A 20,115-nucleotide genomic window follows, 5' to 3' on the forward strand; every position below is an offset into this window, starting at 1 on the left:
CCCCTAGCTGAGGAAGAGAGACAACCAGAATGGAAGAAGAAATAAAGAGTCTGCCCGATGTGGCAAAGCGAGTATTTCTTGATTGCAAGAAATGTGAATGTGGACGCTACCATGTGGTTGTGGCTCATCTGACAAAGAGTTCGGCCAAAGTCGAATGTGAAGTGTGTAAGAGCAAGAAAACCTTTAAGCTGGAAAAGCCAAAGAAAACCGCAGCTGAAAAGGCAAAAACGAAATCTGCTCGTATTGCAAAGGGCGCGCCTGCCAAACAAATGGATAAATTCACTGAACTTAAGGGTAAATTTGGCTCCGGAAATATATTGCCCTACAAAATGACGGTCTCGTTCGCCATAAACTCAGCAATTGATCATCCTAAGTTTGGATTGGGAATTGTGACCGAGGTTGGAAGCACTTCCATCCAAGTGACCTTTCAAGATTTAGATCGGTCGTTGGTTCACGGGCGCCACTAGAAACTTTCACTTTAAGCTGTAGCCTATAAGCTATAAGCTATAGAGTATAGGCTGTCGGCCGTGGACTGTAAAAAATGCGTTTTTTGACTTACAATCTTTGGCATGGTCTTGATGGTAGCGGGCGCCTGTTATTTGGTGAGTTAGAGCCTCGTGGACGGAGGCTGCTGAGGGGGCAGATACAGGTCCGCAGTTTGCGAGCCTGGAAACCAGATGTTTTGTTTTTTCAGGAACTCAACCCCGTCTACCCAGCAGCTTATTATTTTTCGTCTGAATTGCAGCTATCGCATATTGAACAACTTGATTTGAGTGGGGTGAAAATATTTGGGATTGGCCCTCCTTTTAACCTTCAGTCGGGATTGGCCATAATGGCTAATCCTATTTGGAAGCTGAAGTCCTTAGGAGGGGTAAAACTCAGCGGCAGGTGGCCGTCTAGTCGCGGACCTTTTTCCCTGCAATTTGAGGAATCCAGATACGCACTCTTTGGAGAACTTCAGCACCCGAGCTGGGGAAGGGTGTTACTGGTGAACCTTCATCTTCACCATGGCGTCGAGTATGAGCCTGAATGGACGGATCAGATTGATCAGTGTGTGTCGGAGGGATCTGTCAGCGAATCCTTGGGAAGCTCAATCAAGTGGGATTTGGGACGAGGAGATAGGCGTCGTTTGAAGGAATTGAGTCGGGTGTTTGATGTCCTTAAGCCCATTCGAAATCGTTATGATTTGATCGTTTTGGGAGGAGATTTTAACAGTGGTCCTCGCAGCATAGTGGCAAAAAAAATCTTGGACTTGGGCTTCAGAGATGGCTGGGCGCTCGGAGGCGCTGGCGATCCTGGGCTGACATGGGATCGGGAAGAGAACCGGGAAAATCATTTGTTAAACGATGCCTTCCGGGCCAATTTTGAATTTGAAGTGAAGGGCATTCCTCAAAGCCTTGAACAGACTCTTCTTGAAAAGGTTCGGCGTAGCGAAAAAGATGCACGACGCATTGATTTTCTTTATTTCCGTACTTCTCATTCTTACAAGTTAAAGGCGGAACTCTTTAAGGGCCTTGATCCTGGGGGCAAAATGATGGGTTCCGATCATTTTGGAATAGGCCTCGAATTGATTCGAGCCTAGCTCATGGAATCAGCCGCTATTCTTATTTTAGGTTTTTTCGTGGGAATTTTCTCATCCCTTTTTGGAGTCGGAGGAGGAATTCTCATTGTACCATTCTTGCCGATGATTACTTTCGTGAATGCCCGGGAAGTTATCGCGACTTCGCTCTTTACTATTTTTTTGGTTTCCCTGAATAATACGATTAGCTTTCATCGGCAGAAAAGCGTGGATTGGGGTGTTTCTCTTCGAGTTGGGCCCTTGACGGCGATCGGATCCTTTCTGGCTGCCTATTTGACTCGTTGGATGCCCACCGCTGGGCTGAAGTTTATTTTGGGAACAATTCTTATTCTTTTTGTGTGGCAGGGCCGAAAGGAGACTGTGACAACCATAAGGATGGGAAGTCGCAAAATTCATCTGTTGATTATCGGACTCATGGGTGGTGTTGCCTCGGGAATCAGCGGTCTTGGTTCTGGGATTATTGTTTCACCTTTATTAATGGGATTGAAGTTAGTTGACCATAGAAGGGTGACTCCAACGACGAATGCAGTGATGATTTTTACGACTTTTTTTGGATCGATGGCCTTTATTGATTGGCCTCATGGGGAGGACTTCCTGCGGTGGGGGATGGTGCACGGAGACATGGCCTTAAAATTATTTGCTGGAGCCTGGATTTCAGGTTTAGCGGCTCGTCGAATTCAGCAGCGGATCCCCGAACGTCCCCGTCGAATCATTTTGCTGAGTGTGTTGCTGGGGCTGGCTCTCAAAGTTTTTTGGGATGCCTACCAATCGTAGACGAGCCATGATAATTAAGATAATTATAGGCTAGAGCGATAATTCCTCAAGCTTGTGTTTCAATTGGGTGAAGAGGACTTGTTTTCGACTGAAAGGATCTTGGTGCTTTTCTATAGGAATGTCTTCAGTGAGCTTCCATTTTTCAAGGCGTTCGAGCCCTCGTTCACAGGCCTCAAAGAGTCGCTTTGTTTTTCTATCGAGATATTTTGCCATAGCTAAGTTTTAAAAACATCGGGTACTTTTGACAAGACAAATCAAGATGAGATAAGCAATAGTTTTGGTCGGAGAGAAAATCAAACTAAGGAGGCCTTTATGGCAGAAGAAATTATTTATACCATGAAGGGAGTAGGCAAGGTCTATCCGCCAAGCAAGTATGTGCTGAAGAATATCTACCTTTCTTACTTTTACGGGGCGAAAATTGGGGTGCTCGGTTTGAATGGGGCTGGAAAATCCTCTCTTCTCAGGATTATGGCCGGTGTTGATCATGATTTCCTCGGCGAGGCTTTTCCCGCCAGGGATTTTAAAGTGGGCTATCTCGAACAGGAGCCTCATCTGAATGATTCCAAGACAGTACGAGAAAATGTGATGGATGGTCTTGGCGAGATCAACAAATTATTGAGTGATTTCCAAAAAATTAGCGAGGATCTCTGTGATCCAGATTTAGACCCCAATAAAATGGAAAAGCTCATTGAAAAACAAGGCTCCATTCAGGAAAAAATTGAGGCTCTTGATGGATGGGAGATAGACCAAAAAGTAGAGCAAGCCATGGAAGCTCTTCGTTGTCCTCCGGGAGACGTCGCTGTCACTCATTTGTCTGGGGGAGAAAAGCGACGAATAGCTCTTGCTCGTCTCCTGTTGTCAAATCCTGACATTTTGCTCTTGGATGAACCGACGAATCATCTGGACGCTGAATCGGTGGCCTGGCTCGAAGGGTTTTTGCATAAATTTCCTGGTACCGTTATTGCCGTCACCCACGATCGCTATTTCTTGGACAATGTGGCGGGCTGGATACTGGAGTTGGATCGTGGTGAAGGTATTCCTTGGAAGGGAAACTATTCCTCATGGCTTGAGCAGAAAGATCGAAGGCTGGCTCAAGAGCAAAAGACAGATGATCGGCGCATGAAGTCTCTCGAAAAGGAATTGGAGTGGGTGAGGATGGGGGCCAAGGGTCGCCATGCAAAGGCAAAAGCGCGTGTATCGAATTACGAGGCTATGCTCAAAGAGCCGACTCAGGAGAAACTAAAGGATTTGCAAATTTATATTCCTGCTGGCCCTCGTCTTGGAGAAATTGTGATCGAGGCCAAAGGGGTCAGGAAGGGGTATGGAGACAAGCTCTTGATTGACAACATGGACCTCTCTATTCCTCGCGGAGCCATTGTTGGTGTGGTCGGTCCGAACGGAGCTGGAAAATCAACCCTGTTTCGAATGATCACGGGAAAAGAAACTCCAGACGCCGGTACCTTTAAAGTGGGTGACACCGTGAAGATCGCGCACATTGATCAAAACCGCGATCAACTTCAGTTGGATAGAACTGTTCACGATGAAATCTCAGATGGTAAGGATGTGGTCGTTTTGGGGGGGAGAGAAGTCCCCTCTCGGGCCTATGTCTCTTGGTTTAACTTTTCGGGAGGAGATCAGCAGAAAAAAGTGGGGATGCTTTCTGGAGGAGAAAAAAATCGCCTTTATTTGGCCAAAATGCTTAAAGAGGGCGGCAATTTACTGCTATTGGATGAGCCGACGAACGATTTGGATGTCAACACCATGAGAGCACTGGAAGATGCTTTGAACGAGTTCGGTGGCAGTGCCATCATCATTAGTCACGATCGATGGTTTTTGGACAGGGTCTGCACTCACACATTGGCCTTTGAGGGAGAATCCCAAGTTTATTGGTATCCGGGGCCTTACTCAGAATATGAGCAAGACTTAAAACGGCGTCTTGGAACTGACATCCTAGTACCAAAGCGAATCCATTATAAGTTGTTGGCTCATTAAATTTGAACTGGCTCACTTGATTGTTGTTCCAAACTCCAGGGCGCCTGGCTGAACCAATCTCAGGAGCTCAGGATCTTCAAACATACGTCCGGCAGCAGCGCTCACACCGAAGGCTTGCGGGCCAGCCGCTGTGTTAAAAGCGAGATCCTTCGGCTCATCCGAAAAATCTGTTGTTCAACGAAAAACTCCATAAACCTTAAGGATGAATTGTCATGATCGCTATCCGAATTTGGAATCCTTGGTTGGGCCGCAAGCCTTCGGTGATTCAGTTGTGTCCAAAAGACACAGGGAGCTGACTGAAGCAATCTCAGGGGTTCAGGATCGAGTTCGGCTTGGTGCAGTGCTCACAACGTGAGCGCTGCTGCCGGACGTATGTTTGAAGATCCTGAGCTCCTGAGATTGGTTCAGCCAGGCGCCCTGGAGTTTGGAACAACAATCAAGTGAGCCAGTTCATAGTTATTTAGCTGTCAGTGCTTTACTTAGAGAACCATAGGCCTGCTGCAGAGATTTAAAGGTCTCTGGGCAGCCACCCTCGCGATCGGGGTGAAACCTCATTGCTAAGAGGCGATAGTGCTTTTTAAGCTTCTTTCGCGTCAATGGTGAAGAAGGAGCGCTTCCCAAACGGCGAAAGACTTCTAAGTCCACCCACAATTCTAATGGAAATTGAGAAATCTCAACTGAGAATTCTGCTTCTGAGTCTGGACCTCTGGTCAGAGGAGATTGGCATTCATTTTTCCTTTCTTCGGAATTCAGAGAAGCATCTTGCCTCCGGAACCAATTGAGGCTTGTCGTCCCATCGGAGGCTCTCTTGTCATTGGACTTTTTTTGTTTCTGCCGGTTATAGATTTTGTGTCCTTGAGCCAAAGAGTGAAGGGAATTTGTGCTGATATCGGGTCTAGTTCCTTGGGAGAGCTCTATTTGGTCTATTTTTTGGTTCTTGATCGAATCCTCTGAATAGACTGAACAGAGAGGTTTTGATGGCATCAGCGGATCTGATTCTTCCATTTTCTTCTTTAGAATGTCTCTGAAGGAGAAATGTTCACTCATGAGAACTCTTCGGAAGTATTCCTCCAAAATTCAATTTTGGAAGAGAATACTGGTCTCGAATAGAGCCAAAACACGACCTCAGAAGAGGAATGTATTTTGATTGAAGAGCTGGCTTCAGTCAGAAAATCGACTCATTCCATATCAGAGAGAGTTGTTGAAGTGCGGAATTTTCGTTTTTCTCTCAGAAAAATGTCATTTTCTCTCGGAAAAGTGAAAATAATCATAATTTTCTTTGGACATCTGTTTTCAAATTAGTATCATCAGAGTGTTCGATTTAGCCCAATAGGAATATCCGTTAGTACAACGGGGAGGAAAAAGAAATGGCTAAGAAAAAGAAGGCAACTAAAAAGAAGGCAACTAAAAAGGCCGCGAAGAAAGTAACGAAAAAGGCAACAGCAAAAACAGCCAAAGCCACCAAAAAGGTAGCTAAGGCTAAAACAAAGCGTAAACCAAATCCAGCGTTTATGAGACCTCTTCAGCCAAGTGCTGCTCTGGCTGCGGTAATCGGATCTGGTCCGATCCCACGCACTCAGGTAGTGAAGAAACTTTGGGCTTACATCAAAAAGCACAATCTCCAGGACGCAAAAAATAAACGCAACATCAATGCCGATGCAAAACTGAAAACTGTTTTTGGCAAAAACACGGTTTCGATGTTTGAAATGACAAAAATTGTCAGCAAGCATTTGAGCTAATTGACGATTTTCATTAAAAGTTGATGGAGGCTCGTACTTGATTGGGTACGGGCCTTTTTTTGGCTTTGTTTTCTTCCCATTTTTTCTCATTTTTCTCATTATAATCTTGAATGCCATGGTTTCTTCTCGAATCCAGGTTGCCCGCTCGAGGTTGGCTCTGATATTAAGGAACCTATGAGTGAGGCATTATGACTCCTATAGCGGCCAATGAAATACGATTGATGGAAGCTGTCTGCCAACTTGCGGCACGAACGCTTTCAAACGTGAAAACCTATGTTCGTCCGGGGATAACAACCAATGAGCTGGACAAAATAGTTTATGACTTCACCCTAGGTCATGGAGCTGAGCCCGCACCACTGAATTATCACGGATACCCTAAGTCCATATGCACATCCGTCAACAGGTGTGTTTGCCATGGTGTTCCTGATGATACTCCTCTGAAAGAGGGGGACATTGTCAATATCGACGTAACGACTCTTAAAAATGGCTTTTTTGGAGATACTTCGGCTACTTTTTATGTGGGTCAGGTCTCAGAGAGAGCGATTCGGATTACAGAAGCGGCCGAGGAGGCAATGTTCAAGGGCATAGAGGAGGTACGGCCTCATGGAACGACGGGAGACATCGGATTTGCTATTCAGAAGTTCTCGACGAAAAAAGGTTACTATCCAGTGAGGGAAATTGGTGGACATGGCATCGGAAAGAAGTTTCATATGGACCCTTTCGTTCCTTCTTACGGAAAGCGTGGAAGGGGCGACAAGTTGATTCCTTTTACCTGTCTGACCGTCGAACCCATGATCAATGAGACACCAGCGCCAATTATTGAGTATTCAATACCAAACTCTTCAATCAAATATTATGACACCGGTGATGGAACTCTCTCAGCTCAATTTGAACATACGATTTTGATAACTGACAAAGGCTATGAGATCCTCACTCTTCGAGACTGAGGCTAACGTGCTAAGGGTCATAGGATAACTTCGCGATGTCTTGATTTTTTGGGGGGAACCAGTAAACTGCGGGCCCGTTGTACGTATCTGTTCTGATTTGCTGCTAGACTATCGAAACTAAGGAGAAGAAAGTGCCTGAGGTGACAAATATGACGATCAATACTCCAAAGAAATTGCAGACTCAAGATCCTGATTATCGCGTGTGCTCGGAGGCGATGAACGATCCCCAAAAATTTGCAGAATTGGCCCGCTGGGGTCGTGAGGAAATTAAAATTGCAGAGTCGGAAATGCCGGGTCTCATGGCCTTGAGGGCCGAATTTGGCGCAAAAAAGCCTCTGAACGGAGTTAAGATCACTGGATGTCTTCACATGACTATTCAGACAGCCGTTTTGATAGAAACATTGACCAGTCTCGGGGCTAAGGTTCGTTGGAGTTCTTGCAATATCTACTCAACACAAGATCATGCTGCTGTTGCAATTGCGGCGACAGGTGTGCCAGTTTTCGCTTGGAAGGGAGAAACAGAAACTGAGTTTAACTGGTGTATTGAGCAGTCGATTCTTGGTTGGGGAGCTGAGGGATATGATTTGATTCTTGATGATGGGGGTGACTTGACTAACATGATGCACGAGCCTCGCTTTGCCGATGAGCTAAAGAAGATCGTCGGAATTTCCGAAGAAACTACAACGGGCGTTCATAACCTTGAGAAAATGCTCAAAGAAGGTCGTCTTCGAGTTCCTGCCATAAACATCAATGATTCAGTGACAAAATCAAAGTTTGATAATCTCTATGGGTGTCGTGAGTCTTTGGCTGATGGGATTAAGCGTGCGACAGATACGATGGTCGCTGGAAAAGTTGTTGTTGTGGCCGGATATGGAGATGTGGGTAAGGGTTCTGCTCAGAGCATGCGCGGATTTGGTGCGCGAGTCCTTGTCACTGAAATTGATCCTATTTGTGCGCTTCAAGCAGCAATGGAGGGTTTTCAGGTAACTACCATGGATGAGGCCATCCCTCAGGCTGATATTATTGTGACAGCCACAGGATGTTGCGACATTGTCACGGCCTCTCATTTTGAAAAAATGAAAACTGGGGCGATCGTTTGTAATATTGGTCATTTTGATATTGAGATCGATATGGCTTGGCTGAATAAGAACTCCTCTGTCGTTGAAATCAAACCCCAAGTTGATCTTCACACTTTGAAAAATGGGCGCAAAGTGATTATTCTTGCGAAGGGTCGTTTGGTGAATCTTGGTTGCGGAACGGGCCATCCTTCTTTTGTCATGTCCAATTCATTTACAAATCAGGTCCTTGCACAAATGGAACTTTGGAACAATCGTTCGGCCTATTCCGAGATTGGTGTCTATCGGTTGCCAAAGGCGCTCGATGAAAAAGTTGCCGCATTGCACTTAGAAAAGCTCGGTGTGAAATTGACGACTCTGTCAGAGAAGCAGGCGACCTACCTTGGATTGAGTCCCAAGGGTCCATTTAAGCCAGAGCACTATCGTTACTAGTGCTTCTTCTAAAGCACAGCCTCATCTGGGCTTTGTTGGTTTGTTGGGCGCCTGTTATGTTATTTCTCAATAAAAGAGAGGTAAAAGGAGAGTTCGTTAAGACTCTCCTGAATGTCCTCTGAGGCTCGGTGGGCATTTTTCTTTTGAAAAACGCGGCTGTAAAAATTGTTAAACACAATTTTGAAAGCCGTCACATCGAGCATTCGATAGTGCAATCGTTCTGCAAACCTCTGGAAATACTTGTTAATAAATAAGCGGTCCTGAGAAATGGAGTTTCCAGCAAGAATCACTTTTTCTTCTGCCCAGTACTTATCAAGAAGTTGCAAAAGATCGGCTTCGACAACAGAAGTTGATTTACCAGATGGAATAAGTTGGAGAAGTCCTGAATTTCCGTGGTGTTTTCGATTCCAGTCGTCCATAGATTCCAGATATTTTTGTGGTTGATTTATGATCGCATGATAGGAATCGACTATTTCGAGTTTCTTATTGGTAACGGTTGCGGCCACTTCGATTGGAACTTCCTTCTCAACGTCGAGGCCCGTCATTTCCATATCAAACCACAGCAGATAATCCACCCCATTCTCCTTTGTCTTTTGGAGTTGTTTCAGTCAAGATAAACGATCAGAACGCCTTCATTCGCTTTGCCGTTATCCAATCTTTCATAATTCCAATGGTATCCAGCTTTTTTCAAGTAGTCGATCACTTGTTTCTGGACGATACCCTTGCCTTTTCCAGTCATTATTTTGACCTGTTGGGAATTCTTTTTGACCTCATTCAGCATAAATCGATCGACGAGGTCAAAAATTTCGTCTTGAGTTCGTCCGTGCAAATCAATCATTCGAACAGCCGCTTTACCAGGGCTTCCCTTTGTTCCTCCTGTCTTGGCCTTTGAAGGGGTCGATCTTCTGCTCTTCATGGAGTTCCTGCTTCTCGATAAGATGAGGGCCTAAGTGTTTGAAACCTTTATAAATTTAAAATTGTTCTGAAAGTCGCGCAACTGACAATTAAATCCCGTGTTATCATATAGCTAGGAGATTTTTATATGCGTTCTATAAAGCCATTAATGAAAGCCGCGATTATCTTCGCAATTCCTCTGGGATTGTCAATTCAATCTTTTCAATCTTGTTCGTCGGGCTACCTACCACTCTCCGGTCCGAATCAAGAGGTCAGAAATGAGGATTCAGAACCGCCGACGCCCACTCTCCCACCACCAAATGACAAGAGCTTCTATTACCCACCAGTGAGTAATTCAGAGAAGGAAGCCTGCGATTCATCCACTTGGGAATACACTTCTTCATTGTCTGCTGGATTCAACGAGGAAAAGTTAAATGAAGTCATGAACTTTATTAAGGAGCCCAGTCAGCACACAACAGCTTTTGTCATTCTCCATCAAGGGAGAATTGTTCGGGAGTGGTACAGCGGAAAAATTGATCTTTCTGATTACAACAGCGGCCTGACGCAAGGACTTTTAAGAGTCGCCAACTGGGATTGTAGCTCTGCCGACAGGATTCATTCTGCTTCAAAATCGGTGGTCAGTGTGGCGATTGGAATTGCTGAGCAAGAAGGACGGCTTAAGCTTGAAGATCCAGTTTCGCAATTTTTGGGAAGTTGGACGAATTTATCCGCGATTGACGAGGATAAAATTCGGATCAAGCATCTTCTATCAATGACAAGTGGACTTGACGGGGCCCCCGCTGGGGGGAGATGGCTTTGAGACTCCTGAGGGCAAGATAAAAGGAGTTTTGATCAACGATAAATACCAAGCTCCTGTGAACTCCTGGTTTTATAATACCACGGCCTATCATCGGTTGTTTGCTGTGATCGACCGGGTTGGGCAGGGGAGGGATCAGTATCTCAAGGAGAAAATTTTTGATCGCATTGGAATGAGTGACAGCCAGGTTTTGACCGAGAACATTATTTCTAGTGGCCGGGATATGGCCCGATTTGGTCTCTTGATGTTGGGCAATGGAAATTGGAAGGATGAATCTATCGTTAACTCAGAATTTGTGAAGAAAGCGACATCTCCATTTTTGTCCCTGCCAATTTTTTCAGGGACTTCTTTGGAAAGAATGAATAGGTCCTATGGCTTTTTGTTTTGGCTCAATGGTCAACCAAGTTGGATGTCGGGCTCCTGTTTTGATAGCTTAGGGCTGCTTAAGCCGACAGCGAAGTGCAAGGCTGCAAATAACGATGGGTCTTTCACCGGATCTCTGATTAAGTCAGCTCCGGCTGATCTCATCGCGGCTCTTGGTCTTGGCGATAAAAAGATCTACATTGTCCCCAGTCTCGACCTCGTCATTGCACGACATGGCACGCCACCCGTGGGAGATGAAACTCAGTATTCTGAGAGCAAGCTTGATGTAACTTTGTGGGAAAAGTTGATGGCGGCAAGGCAATAGTCTGCGGCAGGACGGGTAAACCGTTGGTTTCAATCCAACGGCTTCAAACCGGAGTGTCGAACTGCATTTTTTCGACGCGACAGAGTCAGGGTTTCAAGTGTTGCTCGAGAAATTTCTCCATGGCTTCATAAAACTCAAATCTGTTTTCCTCATTGTGAAATCCATGGCCTTCATCCTGTTTGACCAAATAGGGAACGTCAATTCCCTTAGCTCTGAGAGCATTTACGATCTGATTTGATTCTTCAATGTTCACTCGCGGGTCCTTGGCCCCCTGAACAACGAAAAGAGGAGCTTTGATGCGATCAACGTGAAACACGGGCGAAGCAGAATGCATCAATTCTTTGTCCACTTCTGGATTGCCAACCATTTCGTACATCATATCCAGAAAGGGTTTCCAGTAAGGAGGAATCGTTTTCATAAAAGTAAAAAGATTTGAAACTCCGACATAGTCAACTCCGCAGGCGTAAAGCTCAGGAGTAAAAGCGAGGCCAGCTAAAACTGCGTAGCCGCCGTAACTTCCTCCATAAATACAAATTCTTTTTGGATCGGCTACTTCCTTTTTAATTAGCCACTGCACACCATCTGAAATATCGTTTTGCATGGTCTTTCCCCATTGCTTGAACGAGGCTTCCCAGAATTTTCGACCATACCCAGTGGACCCTCTAAAATTCATCTGTAAAACCCCATATCCCCGGTTGGCGAGCCATTGGATAGTTGGGTTATAGCCCCATCCATCTCTGGCCCAAGGGCCTCCGTGCGGGTGAATGACGATGGGTATCTTGCCACTGATATAGTTTCTGGGGAGCGTGAGATACCCGTTAATAGTTAAACCATCTCGACTTTGATAGGAGACAGGTTTCATCTCGGCCATCTCGGATTCGTTGATCCAAGGGCCGACTTCGCTAATTTTAGATAGAGTTTCACTGGCGACATCAAAAAGGTAAAAGGATCCCAGGCTCCTATCGCTATAAGATCGAACCACAATTTTAGATTCATCTCTATTCAAACTAGAAAATGAAATTTCGTAACTGGGGAGAGCTTTCGTCACTTTTGAAAAAATCGCTTCTGTTTTTGCGTCAAAGAAGTGGCGCTCTTTTTTCCAAGTTGTAAACAGAGCGGCAACGAGCACTTTTCTTTTCTTTGAATAGGAGAGATCTTCAACATCGACCTCGCTATGATCAAAGATTTTTTCAAGTTCTTTCCCTTCTGCAAGATCAAACTTAACGATTGCGGATTTGTCGCGACCAAGATTAGAAGACGCATAAACAAACTTATTATCAAAAGTAAAAAAATGAGGAGAGACGGAAGTTTTAAAATCAGATGAAAAAGTTTTTCTGAAACTTCCTTTTTCGCTTTCCCGATAGTAGAGATCGGTGTTGACCCCATTTGTCGCGATAGCACCCTTATCTTGCCATTGTGATCCGTGATCCAGCTCGTGAAGTTTCCTGGGTTTTCTGCTACCAGAACTAGTTTTCCTGACTTGATGTTCAGGCGATAGACATCAAAAATCTCCTTTTTTCTCTTGTTCAACCCGATCAGGACATGGTTTTCGTCGATGTCTTCGAGATCGTCGATGATCTCCATTCGAACCCCCGGGAAAGGAGTCAATTTTTTTAGATTTTTTCCCTTAATATCTACTGAGAAAAGATGGAAATTTTCGTCTCCGCCCTCATCTCTTGAGAAGACAAGAGTTTTGTTCCCTTTCCAGAAAAAATTGCTGATGTCACGTGCCAGGATGTTGGTCACTCGCTGGGCTTTAGAGAGATCCTGTCCCACCTGAGAACTTTTCATGACAGAGATATTCATTCGAGTTTTGTAGGGCTGCAAAAAAGCGAGGTGATCTCCTGAGGGGGACAGAGCAAACCTTGAGCTGGTAGGATTACGAAAGAAGTCACGCACAGGGATTTGGGCCGTAGCTTTGGGAGCCGATGCGATCTGCCGAGTTGCTGGCTGGGCACAGGCGATGAGAAAAAAAGCACACGCAGGAAAGAGACCAATCATTCGGTTTTTCATATTTTTTTAATTCTCCTCGAATCGCGGTTGTCTGTTCAAATATCCAAATAGCAAATTACCTAATCGCACATTCACTCAATCGCCAATTCACCAAGTCATTTCAAATAATTTGCGAATAGAATATATAAGATATAATCAATCCCAATTCAAAAGTAACATAACATTTGGTTGGCATTTTGACGTCGTCACGGTATCACTGCTTTGTTAAATGAGCTAGGATTTTCCTCACGGCCTTTTTGCTCTTCTTTCAGATCAAGGAAGGGAGCGACTGGGCAGGTGTGGGGAATCAACAACGACGAGTAATTTGAGGGCTGGACGGAATGGACGGGATCGATCGGATTGTGATTAAAATTGGAACTGGAGTTTTGACTGGAGAAGATGGCTCTTTCGCTGCTGCCAGGCTTTCGCGTCTACTTGATGAAGTCCTGCCATTTGTCAGTAAGCCCCATCAGCAGGCGATGATTGTTTCATCAGGAGCGGTCGGTCTGGGCAGAATGCGGCTTAATCTTAAAGGTGACTTATCTCTCGCTGAAAAACAGGCCTGTGCAGCGATTGGTCAATCTGTTCTCATTCAGAACTATAATATTATTCTCTCCCGTTTTGGGCTCATGGCAGGACAGATTTTGATTAATTCCCAAGATCTTAAAAATGAGGAGCGTCGTAAAAATTTGATGGCATCTCTTCGGGAGCTGGAAAGATTTCCAGTTATTCCGGTGATCAATGAGAATGACGTGACCTCTACGGAGGAATTGGAAATTTTGGGTGAATCGGATCTCTCTTTTGGCGATAACGATCGATTGTCCGCGCTCTTGGCTTTGGAGATCAAAGCGCGTTTGTTAGTTATATTGACGGATAGCGAGGGTATCTATCTTGATAAGCCTAAAAACTCCAGTGATAGGCCGCTCCCTTATGTGGAAGACCTCAGTGTATTGGATCAGGTTCATGTCTGGAACAATTCGAAACTTGGTAGGGGAGGGGTGAAAAGCAAGATATCCTCAGCCCGTCTGGCGGCAGAGGGAGGAACGCCCTGTTGGGTTGTTTCCGGTTTCAAGGAAGGACAACTTGAAACTTTTTTTAAAACTTTTGCCGATCGTCGCGCGCCTTTGTGTGGAACATTTGTAGTAGGAAAGGGCACTGTGTGGAAGAAACCCTAAAGAGAGTCAAACAAGCGAGTCTCACGATGGCCTATTTAACGAGCCAGCAGAAAAATCAGGCGCTTGCGGCCTTGTCTGACATCCTTGAAACAAAAAGAACCTGGCTCATTCAAGCGAATGCCAAAGATCTGGAAGAGCAAAGGGGAAAATTATCGTCTAGTCTTTTTCAGCGTCTCACACTTTCAAATGAAAAAATATCCGAACTTGTTCGTGGACTCTCAGATCTTCAGGGATTGAAAGATCCTATTGGAGAAAGAACTTTGCACAGAGAACTTGATCACGGGCTCACTCTGGAAAGAGTGGCAACTCCGATCGGAGTGATCGGAGTTATTTTTGAGAGTCGTCCCGATGTGGCCGTTCAAATCGGATCTTTGTTGCTAAAGAGCGGAAATGCGGGAGTTCTTAAGGGTGGCAAAGAAGCCTTTCATACTTTGCAAGCGATAGAGGAAATAGTGAAGCTACTAAATGAAGAGTGTCAATTTCTGCCGCGACACTGGTTGAGCTTTATTGGTTCTCGAGACGAGGTGGCAAAAATGCTTTCTCAGGACGCTTACATCGATCTGGTGATTCCTCGAGGCTCGAACGACCTGGTAAAATCGGTGAAGGCACAGACAAAAATTCCAGTTCTCGGCCACGCCGATGGGATCTGCCATCTCTATATGGACCGGAATTTCGATATTTCTGAGGCGATTGCTTTGATCCATGATTCAAAAGCTCAAAACCCCTCGGCCTGCAACGCGCTTGAGACTCTCCTCGTTCATCAGAAGCACTACGATGAAGTGATTTCTTTGCTCCGAAGAAACAAAGTGGGAATTGAGCTTATTGAGACCCCCTCTTCCTGGAGCGTCGAATACGGAGATTTAAGATTGGCTGTGAAATCTGTTTTAGGCCTTGAAGAGGCGATCTCTCATATCAATAGCTTTGGATCCCATCACACGGATGTCATCCTGAGCCAAGATTTAGTGGCAGCGGACCAATTTATTCGCGAAGTGGACTCTGCAAACGTTTTTGTTAATTGTTCGACTCGGTTCTCAGATGGCTTTCGCTACGGATTCGGCGCGGAGGTCGGTATCAGCACAAACAAAACACACGCTCGAGGCCCTGTCGGCCTAGAGGGGTTGACCATTTATAAGTACGTACTTCGCGGGCATGGTCATCGAGTGGCTGACTATATGGGATCAAATGCGAAACTATTTTCGCACCGGAATCTTGAATGCTAAGAGATTTCTGAATCTTCAAAAGCTGATAGTAAGGCTGATTGATTTAACGAAAAACCAATCAGCCGAACCTTGTCTATTCAAAATTTATTCACAAGTAAATTGAGACTCGACGAGTTTGTCTTTGATGCGAGTTAAAATACCTTCGCAATGACTAGTGCCGACTTTGGCTGTTGCTACGACATCGCTTTTTCCGAATTTATTGTAATGAGTTTCACAGCCTCCAGACTGTGATTTGACCAGGCTCAGCTCTCTGGTGTCATTTCCAGCTTTGCATACGACCTTCTTTTCTGCATCTGTAGCAGAGGTCGCGGATTTCTGAGCTTTTTCAGCTGCCTTCTCTAGAGCGGCAGGAGGCGGCTGATTCGATGTGGTTTCAGCTTTCTTGGTGTCTGAGTTTGACGTGGCGCTCTTCTCAGGCGATGAGCACGCGAACAATGATGCAGATATCAACAGAAAAACTACATTTTTCATTGAATATTATTCCTCCCTTAGGGTGTTTGGTGCACTGAGTGAGTTAGTCTAAAGAGAATCTGGCGGGCTGTCTACCCGAGAAGCACCCTCAATTATTCTTTTGGCAGAGCCTCAAAACCCTGTTAATGATCTTATTAGTTACCCAATTGGCCCCGTGCAGCCCCTCCAGTGCCGCCCAATTGCATATAAAATCCACCCAATTGCATCTGATTCCATCCATTTAATTCTATCCAAGAAGATGAATAATAACTTTCATGGCTGATTTTTGATTGAAAGAGGGCATTCAAGTCGCTATAGTCGCCTCGTTTCCCTACTTTGTTTGTGCAATCCCAATAATTTGCTGACAACAGTGAGGATTTGACGATACAAGGTACGTTCTTTTAGAGCGGGGTGGTAGTTAAGTTGGTTATAACGCCTGCCTGTCACGCAGGAGGCCGCGGGTTCGAGTCCCGTCCACCCCGCCATTTTCGTCCGAAGATGACCCTATGTACTATACCACTCTCAGTCGTGCTAGAGACAAAACTGCAATGGCGGCGGGACCGTCTGCGCAGCAGACGCTCTTAAAGGTCTGTGGTAGTGGTGCGGAAAGGGGAGCACATCTGAATAGAGATTTGTTCGTTACCGGCCCCATCCGCTAAAGCCTCTTGCGGTCTCCGGCAGTGGTAACACTCGGGGTTAAGTAGCAAGTGAAAAGCGGTCACGAGGTATTGTGCGCGAGCAACATCGGTCAGCCTAAACTAATAGTGAACAGTTAAAAATGCGAGTTAATGGGAAGATAGAGGCAAGGCCCAAGCGGTTGGCGACGTGGAAGGCTACAAGCTGTCGGCAGGTGGAACCGGAATGACCGACACTCACTCTCTTGCAACTGACTGTAGGCGGGCCGGTGAGAGTCATAGGAGTTAACCGGAGAGATCTTTTAAGACGGTCTATGATGGTTGAGCAAGTAGACAACCGAAGGAGTGAAGTCAATAAGCTCTGATCAGGTGTTTTAAGAGAAGTCAGAGACACCCATAATACTCAAGCAGCCATGGAAACATGGTGAGACTCAGGGAAGAAGTCAGAGGAAGGGGTTGTCAGGTCCAGAAGGAACTTGAGCTCGCAAATGCGACTGTAATGAGGATCTTGAGATGTCCCAACATCCAACCTGGGTTGAGAAGCAAATGTCCCTCAACCCACAAACAAGACGTATTCGAGTTCGGGTGGCAGATCATGCAAAACGAGGTCGTAAACAGTGGGATCTTTATCGCTATATAACCGACCCCTATCTTCTTGCCGATGCACTAAAACTAGTTCTAAATAATTGCGGATGCGCGGGTTTAGATCGAGTCAGCGTGGGATCAATAAAAGGTAACGAGTGGGAATTTGTTAAATCTCTGAGTGCGAAACTCAGAGAAGCGGGCGCCTATCAACCGGGTGCAGTCAAACGAGTTTACATCCCCAAAAGCAATGGGGAGAAAAGACCTTTGGGTATTCCCAATTTAGAGGACCGCGTGGTCCAAAGGGCACTCGTGCTACTATTGGAGGTAGTCTACGAGCAGAGGTTCTACGATTTTTCCTACGGGTTTAGACCCAAGAGGAAGGCGATAGATTGTGTCGCTATAGTGGCAAAACAAGCCTATCGTGACCGACACGTTTTGGAGGCTGACATCGAGAATTTTTTCGATCAAGTCAGTCACAATAAGCTACTCAAATTCTTAACTAAGGAAATAGCTGATCCGCGAATTATGCGGTTAATTAGTCGAATTCTGAAGTCAGGGTTTCAGGAGCCAGGAAAGCCTTGGCAGCCAAGTATAAAGGGAACTCCGCAGGGCGGACCACTTTCACCGCTATTAGCCAATGTTTATCTTCATCATGTGTTGGACGTGCACGATTCAGACTTATTGACCCACCCGATTCGGTGAATTGACCCACCCGGCGGCGACAGAACTGCTAAATAAACGAGCTAGCAGATTTCCACAAGTTATTTTCCTCTGGGAAGCTGATTTAGTTTTTCGCGGTAAGACCCCCTTGAGATTTATTCTCTGGCTGGGGTTGATCATTCTATCCACGATGGCTTCGGCAATGACTGGGTCTTCGAAGAGCTTGAACCAACCCTTGGGATCAATCTGGGATGTGACGATGACAGGTCCTTTTCTGGCCCGCGCTTCGAGAAGTTCAACAAGTACATTGGCTTCTTCATGCGAATATTGCCTGAGTCCAAAATCATCGAGGATAAGCACTTGTGTGGAATTGAGTCTGGTGAGAAATCCAATCATCTTGCCCGAGCTTCTGGCTGCGAGAACTTCTTCAAACATGAGGTTTACGGGTAAAAAAGACACTGACAAGTTTTCTTGGCAAATCTTTCTCCCGAGTGTGATTGCCAAATGGGTCTTGCCTTCGCCAGTGCGACCCAGAATGATCAAGTTCTCTTTATTTTTTAAAAATGATAGAACCGAAAGCTCCTTGAGTTTTACTTTTGTCAGTCCCCTGTCAAAACTCATGTCCCAATCTTCGAAGTCCGCCTGGTGTCTGAACTTCGCTCGTCTGGTAAGAGATTTTGATAGACGATCTCGTCTGAAGTTTTTCTCATCCTCGAGGATGAGGGACAAAAAACTCCAGAGGATGCAGATTTTTACTCACAGCTTGAGACCTAGAATCGATGTTTTGGTGAATACCGAAAAATCTAAGGTCATAGGCGATACGTTTTGCCTGTGCTTCCATAATTAAGGTTCCTTGTTGTTATGTAGATAAATTAAATTGGGATCTCGTTCAGGTTTAATGATGCGTGGTCTTGTACCTCCTACTTTGTGATGGAGAGCCGAAGCTCTGATGAAATTGAACTGGGTTTTATTGAAAATAAGGGCTTGTGTCGCCGCGTACTCGAGATCAGCCTTTGAGACTTCATTTTTGTGAACTAACCTGAGGATGCCCTGAGCCCTTCTGAGAGACTTGAGGGGATAAGGATCACGGAAGAATTTTGAAAGAGTTCAAAAGTTTTGGATCCGATATTTTGCGCTTGCCTGAGAGCCGAGGCCACTTCGAATCGGGCGGTGGCGACTTGGTGTTCTGGGTAGTGGGCGTCGATGGTGGAGGCCCTGTCTGGGGATTTTACTTTTGCGTGGATTGCGATTGAATCTGAATCCGCAGTAAATATCTCGACGGTATTTATTTTGATTCGGGCTTTGACCGTGGTGCCGACAAACTGATGCGGGACGGAGTAGAATTTGGAATCGACTTGAATATGGCAATCTGGATGAACCTTACAGGTCTTCCAGACGGAGAGTTCAAATGAATTGGGGTTTACAGTTTGCAAAGAGGTCTTTCATTTTCGAATCTATCCTCTCTTGAAATTCCATCATGATCCTTCATGGGTGCAGAGTTGAGTTCGTTGAGATATTTTTGAAATCTTTGATTGAGATCAAATATTGAATAAAAGATTTGATCTCTGACTTCGTTGAAGAATTGTTTTTGTATAATGCCGATTGCGCCTTCCACCGCGGCTTTATCTTTGGGCCGTCGAGGCCTTGCTGGGAGGACGGCAAATCCATGATGGTTGCTGAACTCAATGAAGGACTGGTTGGTGTCGGGATCATAGATATGGGCTCTTGTGACGCCGGGCTTAAGATTGTCAACGACTGCGTACTTTGGGGTGCCACCGAGTTTGATGAATGAGTTTTCAATGGCTCTGAAGAACTCAGGTTGCTTTTGTCCGAAGGTAAACTCACCGACGGTGTATGAACTCCATGGCAAGGTTCCGACGAAGAGTTGAGTTTTAATCTTAGCTTGAGTCCTTGGATCAGGTGATTGAAATCCCATCTGAAAAATCGAAGAAGATTTTTCGCCGGGATTGTGTTGAAGTCTGATTGTCACCTGCGGTTTTTTTGGGAATCGCCGTCTGAAACGATGATAGAAAATCATATAGGTCATGACTTCGATGGCGTGTTCTTTGTGAAGAATTTTAAGAGGGACACCTTTGTTGAACTCGGTCGCGATAAATTCCCAGTTGATTGGGACAGGCTGGCTCTGTGCGAAACCCACTACCGAGGGGACTGATGATGGTGGACCTGAGTCTCTGATGCAAGCTCTGACGGTATTCCTGGCGATCTTAAGGGCCTGCGCAATCTTGCGGATGCTGCGGCCTTGAGTGTGAAGTTCTAAAATTTGATTTTGCATGGCAACTGAAGTTCTCCGTTGAGTCATGGAACCCTCCTTTTGTTTAAGGATAGGTGCCACGGGATTGAAGATTTAGTCGCTGCCTGGATTTATGACTCAGTGCTCAAGTCGAATATAGGTGGGTCAATTCCCCGAAACGCCTGGGTCAGCTCATCCGAATTGGGTGG

19 protein-coding genes, 1 tRNA gene and 1 pseudogene are annotated in these 20,115 nt (G+C 45.5%); 13 read left to right on the top strand and 8 right to left on the bottom strand.

Annotated elements, in window-relative coordinates; translation table 11 throughout:
* The first annotated feature begins 29 nt into the window (after positions 1-29).
* From IPL83_01110 to ettA, 4 genes are all read left to right on the top strand, one after another.
* Entirely contained in the window at positions 30-467 is a 438-nt protein-coding gene (locus IPL83_01110; protein ID MBK9037752.1) for a hypothetical protein, read from the top strand.
* Between the two features lie 74 nt (positions 468-541).
* Positions 542-1,582: a hypothetical protein gene (locus IPL83_01115; GenBank protein MBK9037753.1), complete on the top strand. Its 1,041-nt coding sequence runs from the start codon at positions 542-544 to the stop codon at positions 1,580-1,582.
* Between the two features lie 3 nt (positions 1,583-1,585).
* On the top strand, positions 1,586-2,353 hold the full coding sequence (locus tag IPL83_01120; GenBank protein ID MBK9037754.1) for a sulfite exporter TauE/SafE family protein: 768 nt from the start codon (positions 1,586-1,588) through the stop codon (positions 2,351-2,353).
* 312 nt (positions 2,354-2,665) lie between these two features.
* The gene (ettA, locus tag IPL83_01125; protein MBK9037755.1) at positions 2,666-4,345 is read left to right on the top strand and encodes an energy-dependent translational throttle protein EttA; all 1,680 of its coding nucleotides are present in this window, start codon (positions 2,666-2,668) and stop codon (positions 4,343-4,345) included.
* A 456-nt stretch (positions 4,346-4,801) separates the two neighbouring features.
* On the opposite strand, the gene IPL83_01130 is transcribed toward ettA, so the two are convergent.
* Positions 4,802-5,392, bottom strand: coding sequence for a DnaJ domain-containing protein (locus IPL83_01130; GenBank protein ID MBK9037756.1), 591 nt, complete (start codon positions 5,390-5,392; stop codon positions 4,802-4,804).
* Positions 5,393-5,712: 320 nt separating this feature from the next.
* Between IPL83_01130 and IPL83_01135 the strand changes: the two genes are divergently transcribed.
* From IPL83_01135 to IPL83_01145, 3 genes are all read left to right on the top strand, one after another.
* Positions 5,713-6,084, top strand: a complete 372-nt coding sequence (locus tag IPL83_01135) for a hypothetical protein (GenBank protein ID MBK9037757.1) — start codon at positions 5,713-5,715, stop codon at positions 6,082-6,084.
* A gap of 188 nt (positions 6,085-6,272) precedes the next feature.
* Complete coding sequence (gene map / locus IPL83_01140) at positions 6,273-7,031, top strand: type I methionyl aminopeptidase (protein MBK9037758.1); 759 nt, start codon at positions 6,273-6,275, stop codon at positions 7,029-7,031.
* Positions 7,032-7,180: 149 nt separating this feature from the next.
* Complete coding sequence (locus tag IPL83_01145) at positions 7,181-8,539, top strand: adenosylhomocysteinase (GenBank protein MBK9037759.1); 1,359 nt, start codon at positions 7,181-7,183, stop codon at positions 8,537-8,539.
* 59 nt (positions 8,540-8,598) lie between these two features.
* Here IPL83_01145 and orn read toward each other — a convergent pair whose 3' ends face one another.
* Together orn and IPL83_01155 are read right to left on the bottom strand one after the other, a co-directional pair.
* Complete coding sequence (gene orn / locus IPL83_01150) at positions 8,599-9,114, bottom strand: oligoribonuclease (protein ID MBK9037760.1); 516 nt, start codon at positions 9,112-9,114, stop codon at positions 8,599-8,601.
* Positions 9,115-9,143: 29 nt separating this feature from the next.
* Positions 9,144-9,455: a Smr/MutS family protein gene (locus tag IPL83_01155; GenBank protein ID MBK9037761.1), complete on the bottom strand. Its 312-nt coding sequence runs from the start codon at positions 9,453-9,455 to the stop codon at positions 9,144-9,146.
* Between the two features lie 126 nt (positions 9,456-9,581).
* On the opposite strand from IPL83_01155, the gene IPL83_01160 reads away from it, so the two are divergent.
* Positions 9,582-10,253: a serine hydrolase gene (locus IPL83_01160; protein ID MBK9037762.1), complete on the top strand. Its 672-nt coding sequence runs from the start codon at positions 9,582-9,584 to the stop codon at positions 10,251-10,253.
* Between the two features lie 28 nt (positions 10,254-10,281).
* Complete coding sequence (locus IPL83_01165; protein ID MBK9037763.1) at positions 10,282-10,938, top strand: hypothetical protein; 657 nt, start codon at positions 10,282-10,284, stop codon at positions 10,936-10,938.
* 85 nt (positions 10,939-11,023) lie between these two features.
* On the opposite strand, the pseudogene IPL83_01170 reads toward IPL83_01165, so the two are convergent.
* Positions 11,024-12,951: pseudogene (locus IPL83_01170) on the bottom strand (S9 family peptidase).
* 320 nt (positions 12,952-13,271) lie between these two features.
* Between IPL83_01170 and proB the strand changes: the two are divergent.
* Together proB and IPL83_01180 are read left to right on the top strand one after the other, a co-directional pair.
* Positions 13,272-14,105: a glutamate 5-kinase gene (gene proB / locus IPL83_01175; protein MBK9037764.1), complete on the top strand. Its 834-nt coding sequence runs from the start codon at positions 13,272-13,274 to the stop codon at positions 14,103-14,105.
* A complete protein-coding gene (locus IPL83_01180) occupies positions 14,066-15,325 on the top strand; it encodes a glutamate-5-semialdehyde dehydrogenase (protein MBK9037765.1) in 1,260 nt (419 codons plus the stop codon). Before proB ends, IPL83_01180 begins: the two co-directional genes overlap by 40 nt.
* An 84-nt stretch (positions 15,326-15,409) precedes the next feature.
* Here IPL83_01180 and IPL83_01185 read toward each other — a convergent pair whose 3' ends face one another.
* Positions 15,410-15,796, bottom strand: coding sequence for a hypothetical protein (locus tag IPL83_01185; protein MBK9037766.1), 387 nt, complete (start codon positions 15,794-15,796; stop codon positions 15,410-15,412).
* Positions 15,797-16,183: 387 nt separating this feature from the next.
* Here IPL83_01185 and IPL83_01190 point away from each other — a divergent pair.
* Both IPL83_01190 and IPL83_01195 read left to right on the top strand, forming a co-directional pair.
* Positions 16,184-16,260 (top strand) — tRNA-Asp (locus IPL83_01190).
* Positions 16,261-16,923: 663 nt separating this feature from the next.
* Entirely contained in the window at positions 16,924-17,697 is a 774-nt protein-coding gene (locus IPL83_01195) for a hypothetical protein (GenBank protein ID MBK9037767.1), read from the top strand.
* On the opposite strand, the gene IPL83_01200 is transcribed toward IPL83_01195, so the two are convergent.
* From IPL83_01200 to IPL83_01210, 3 genes are all read right to left on the bottom strand, one after another.
* Positions 17,674-18,384, bottom strand: a complete 711-nt coding sequence (locus IPL83_01200) for an ATP-binding protein (GenBank protein MBK9037768.1) — start codon at positions 18,382-18,384, stop codon at positions 17,674-17,676. The genes IPL83_01195 and IPL83_01200 overlap by 24 nt on opposite strands.
* 305 nt (positions 18,385-18,689) lie before the next feature.
* Positions 18,690-19,088, bottom strand: coding sequence for a hypothetical protein (locus IPL83_01205; GenBank protein MBK9037769.1), 399 nt, complete (start codon positions 19,086-19,088; stop codon positions 18,690-18,692).
* Complete coding sequence (locus tag IPL83_01210; protein MBK9037770.1) at positions 19,076-19,975, bottom strand: IS21 family transposase; 900 nt, start codon at positions 19,973-19,975, stop codon at positions 19,076-19,078. The genes IPL83_01205 and IPL83_01210 overlap by 13 nt, the downstream gene beginning before the upstream one ends.
* Between the last annotated feature and the right edge of the window lie 140 nt (positions 19,976-20,115).

It is taken from the genome of Bdellovibrionales bacterium (genome assembly GCA_016716765.1).
In the GTDB taxonomy this organism is placed as follows: Bacteria; Bdellovibrionota; Bdellovibrionia; order Bdellovibrionales; family UBA1609; genus JADJVA01.

Bases quoted from the DNA above. Each gene is read 5' to 3' on its own strand.
- IPL83_01110 (MBK9037752.1), top strand. From the start codon at position 30: ATGGAAGAAGAAATAAAGAGTCTGCCCGATGTGGCAAAGCGAGTATTT.
- IPL83_01115 (MBK9037753.1), top strand. From the start codon at position 542: ATGCGTTTTTTGACTTACAATCTTTGGCATGGTCTTGATGGTAGCGGG.
- IPL83_01120 (MBK9037754.1), top strand. From the start codon at position 1,586: ATGGAATCAGCCGCTATTCTTATTTTAGGTTTTTTCGTGGGAATTTTC.
- ettA (MBK9037755.1), top strand. From the start codon at position 2,666: ATGGCAGAAGAAATTATTTATACCATGAAGGGAGTAGGCAAGGTCTAT.
- IPL83_01130 (MBK9037756.1), bottom strand. From the start codon at position 5,392: ATGAGTGAACATTTCTCCTTCAGAGACATTCTAAAGAAGAAAATGGAA.
- IPL83_01135 (MBK9037757.1), top strand. From the start codon at position 5,713: ATGGCTAAGAAAAAGAAGGCAACTAAAAAGAAGGCAACTAAAAAGGCC.
- map (MBK9037758.1), top strand. From the start codon at position 6,273: ATGACTCCTATAGCGGCCAATGAAATACGATTGATGGAAGCTGTCTGC.
- IPL83_01145 (MBK9037759.1), top strand. From the start codon at position 7,181: ATGACGATCAATACTCCAAAGAAATTGCAGACTCAAGATCCTGATTAT.
- IPL83_01155 (MBK9037761.1), bottom strand. From the start codon at position 9,455: ATGAAGAGCAGAAGATCGACCCCTTCAAAGGCCAAGACAGGAGGAACA.
- IPL83_01160 (MBK9037762.1), top strand. From the start codon at position 9,582: ATGCGTTCTATAAAGCCATTAATGAAAGCCGCGATTATCTTCGCAATT.
- proB (MBK9037764.1), top strand. From the start codon at position 13,272: ATGGACGGGATCGATCGGATTGTGATTAAAATTGGAACTGGAGTTTTG.
- IPL83_01185 (MBK9037766.1), bottom strand. From the start codon at position 15,796: ATGAAAAATGTAGTTTTTCTGTTGATATCTGCATCATTGTTCGCGTGC.
- IPL83_01195 (MBK9037767.1), top strand. From the start codon at position 16,924: ATGTCCCAACATCCAACCTGGGTTGAGAAGCAAATGTCCCTCAACCCA.
- IPL83_01210 (MBK9037770.1), bottom strand. From the start codon at position 19,975: ATGACTCAACGGAGAACTTCAGTTGCCATGCAAAATCAAATTTTAGAA.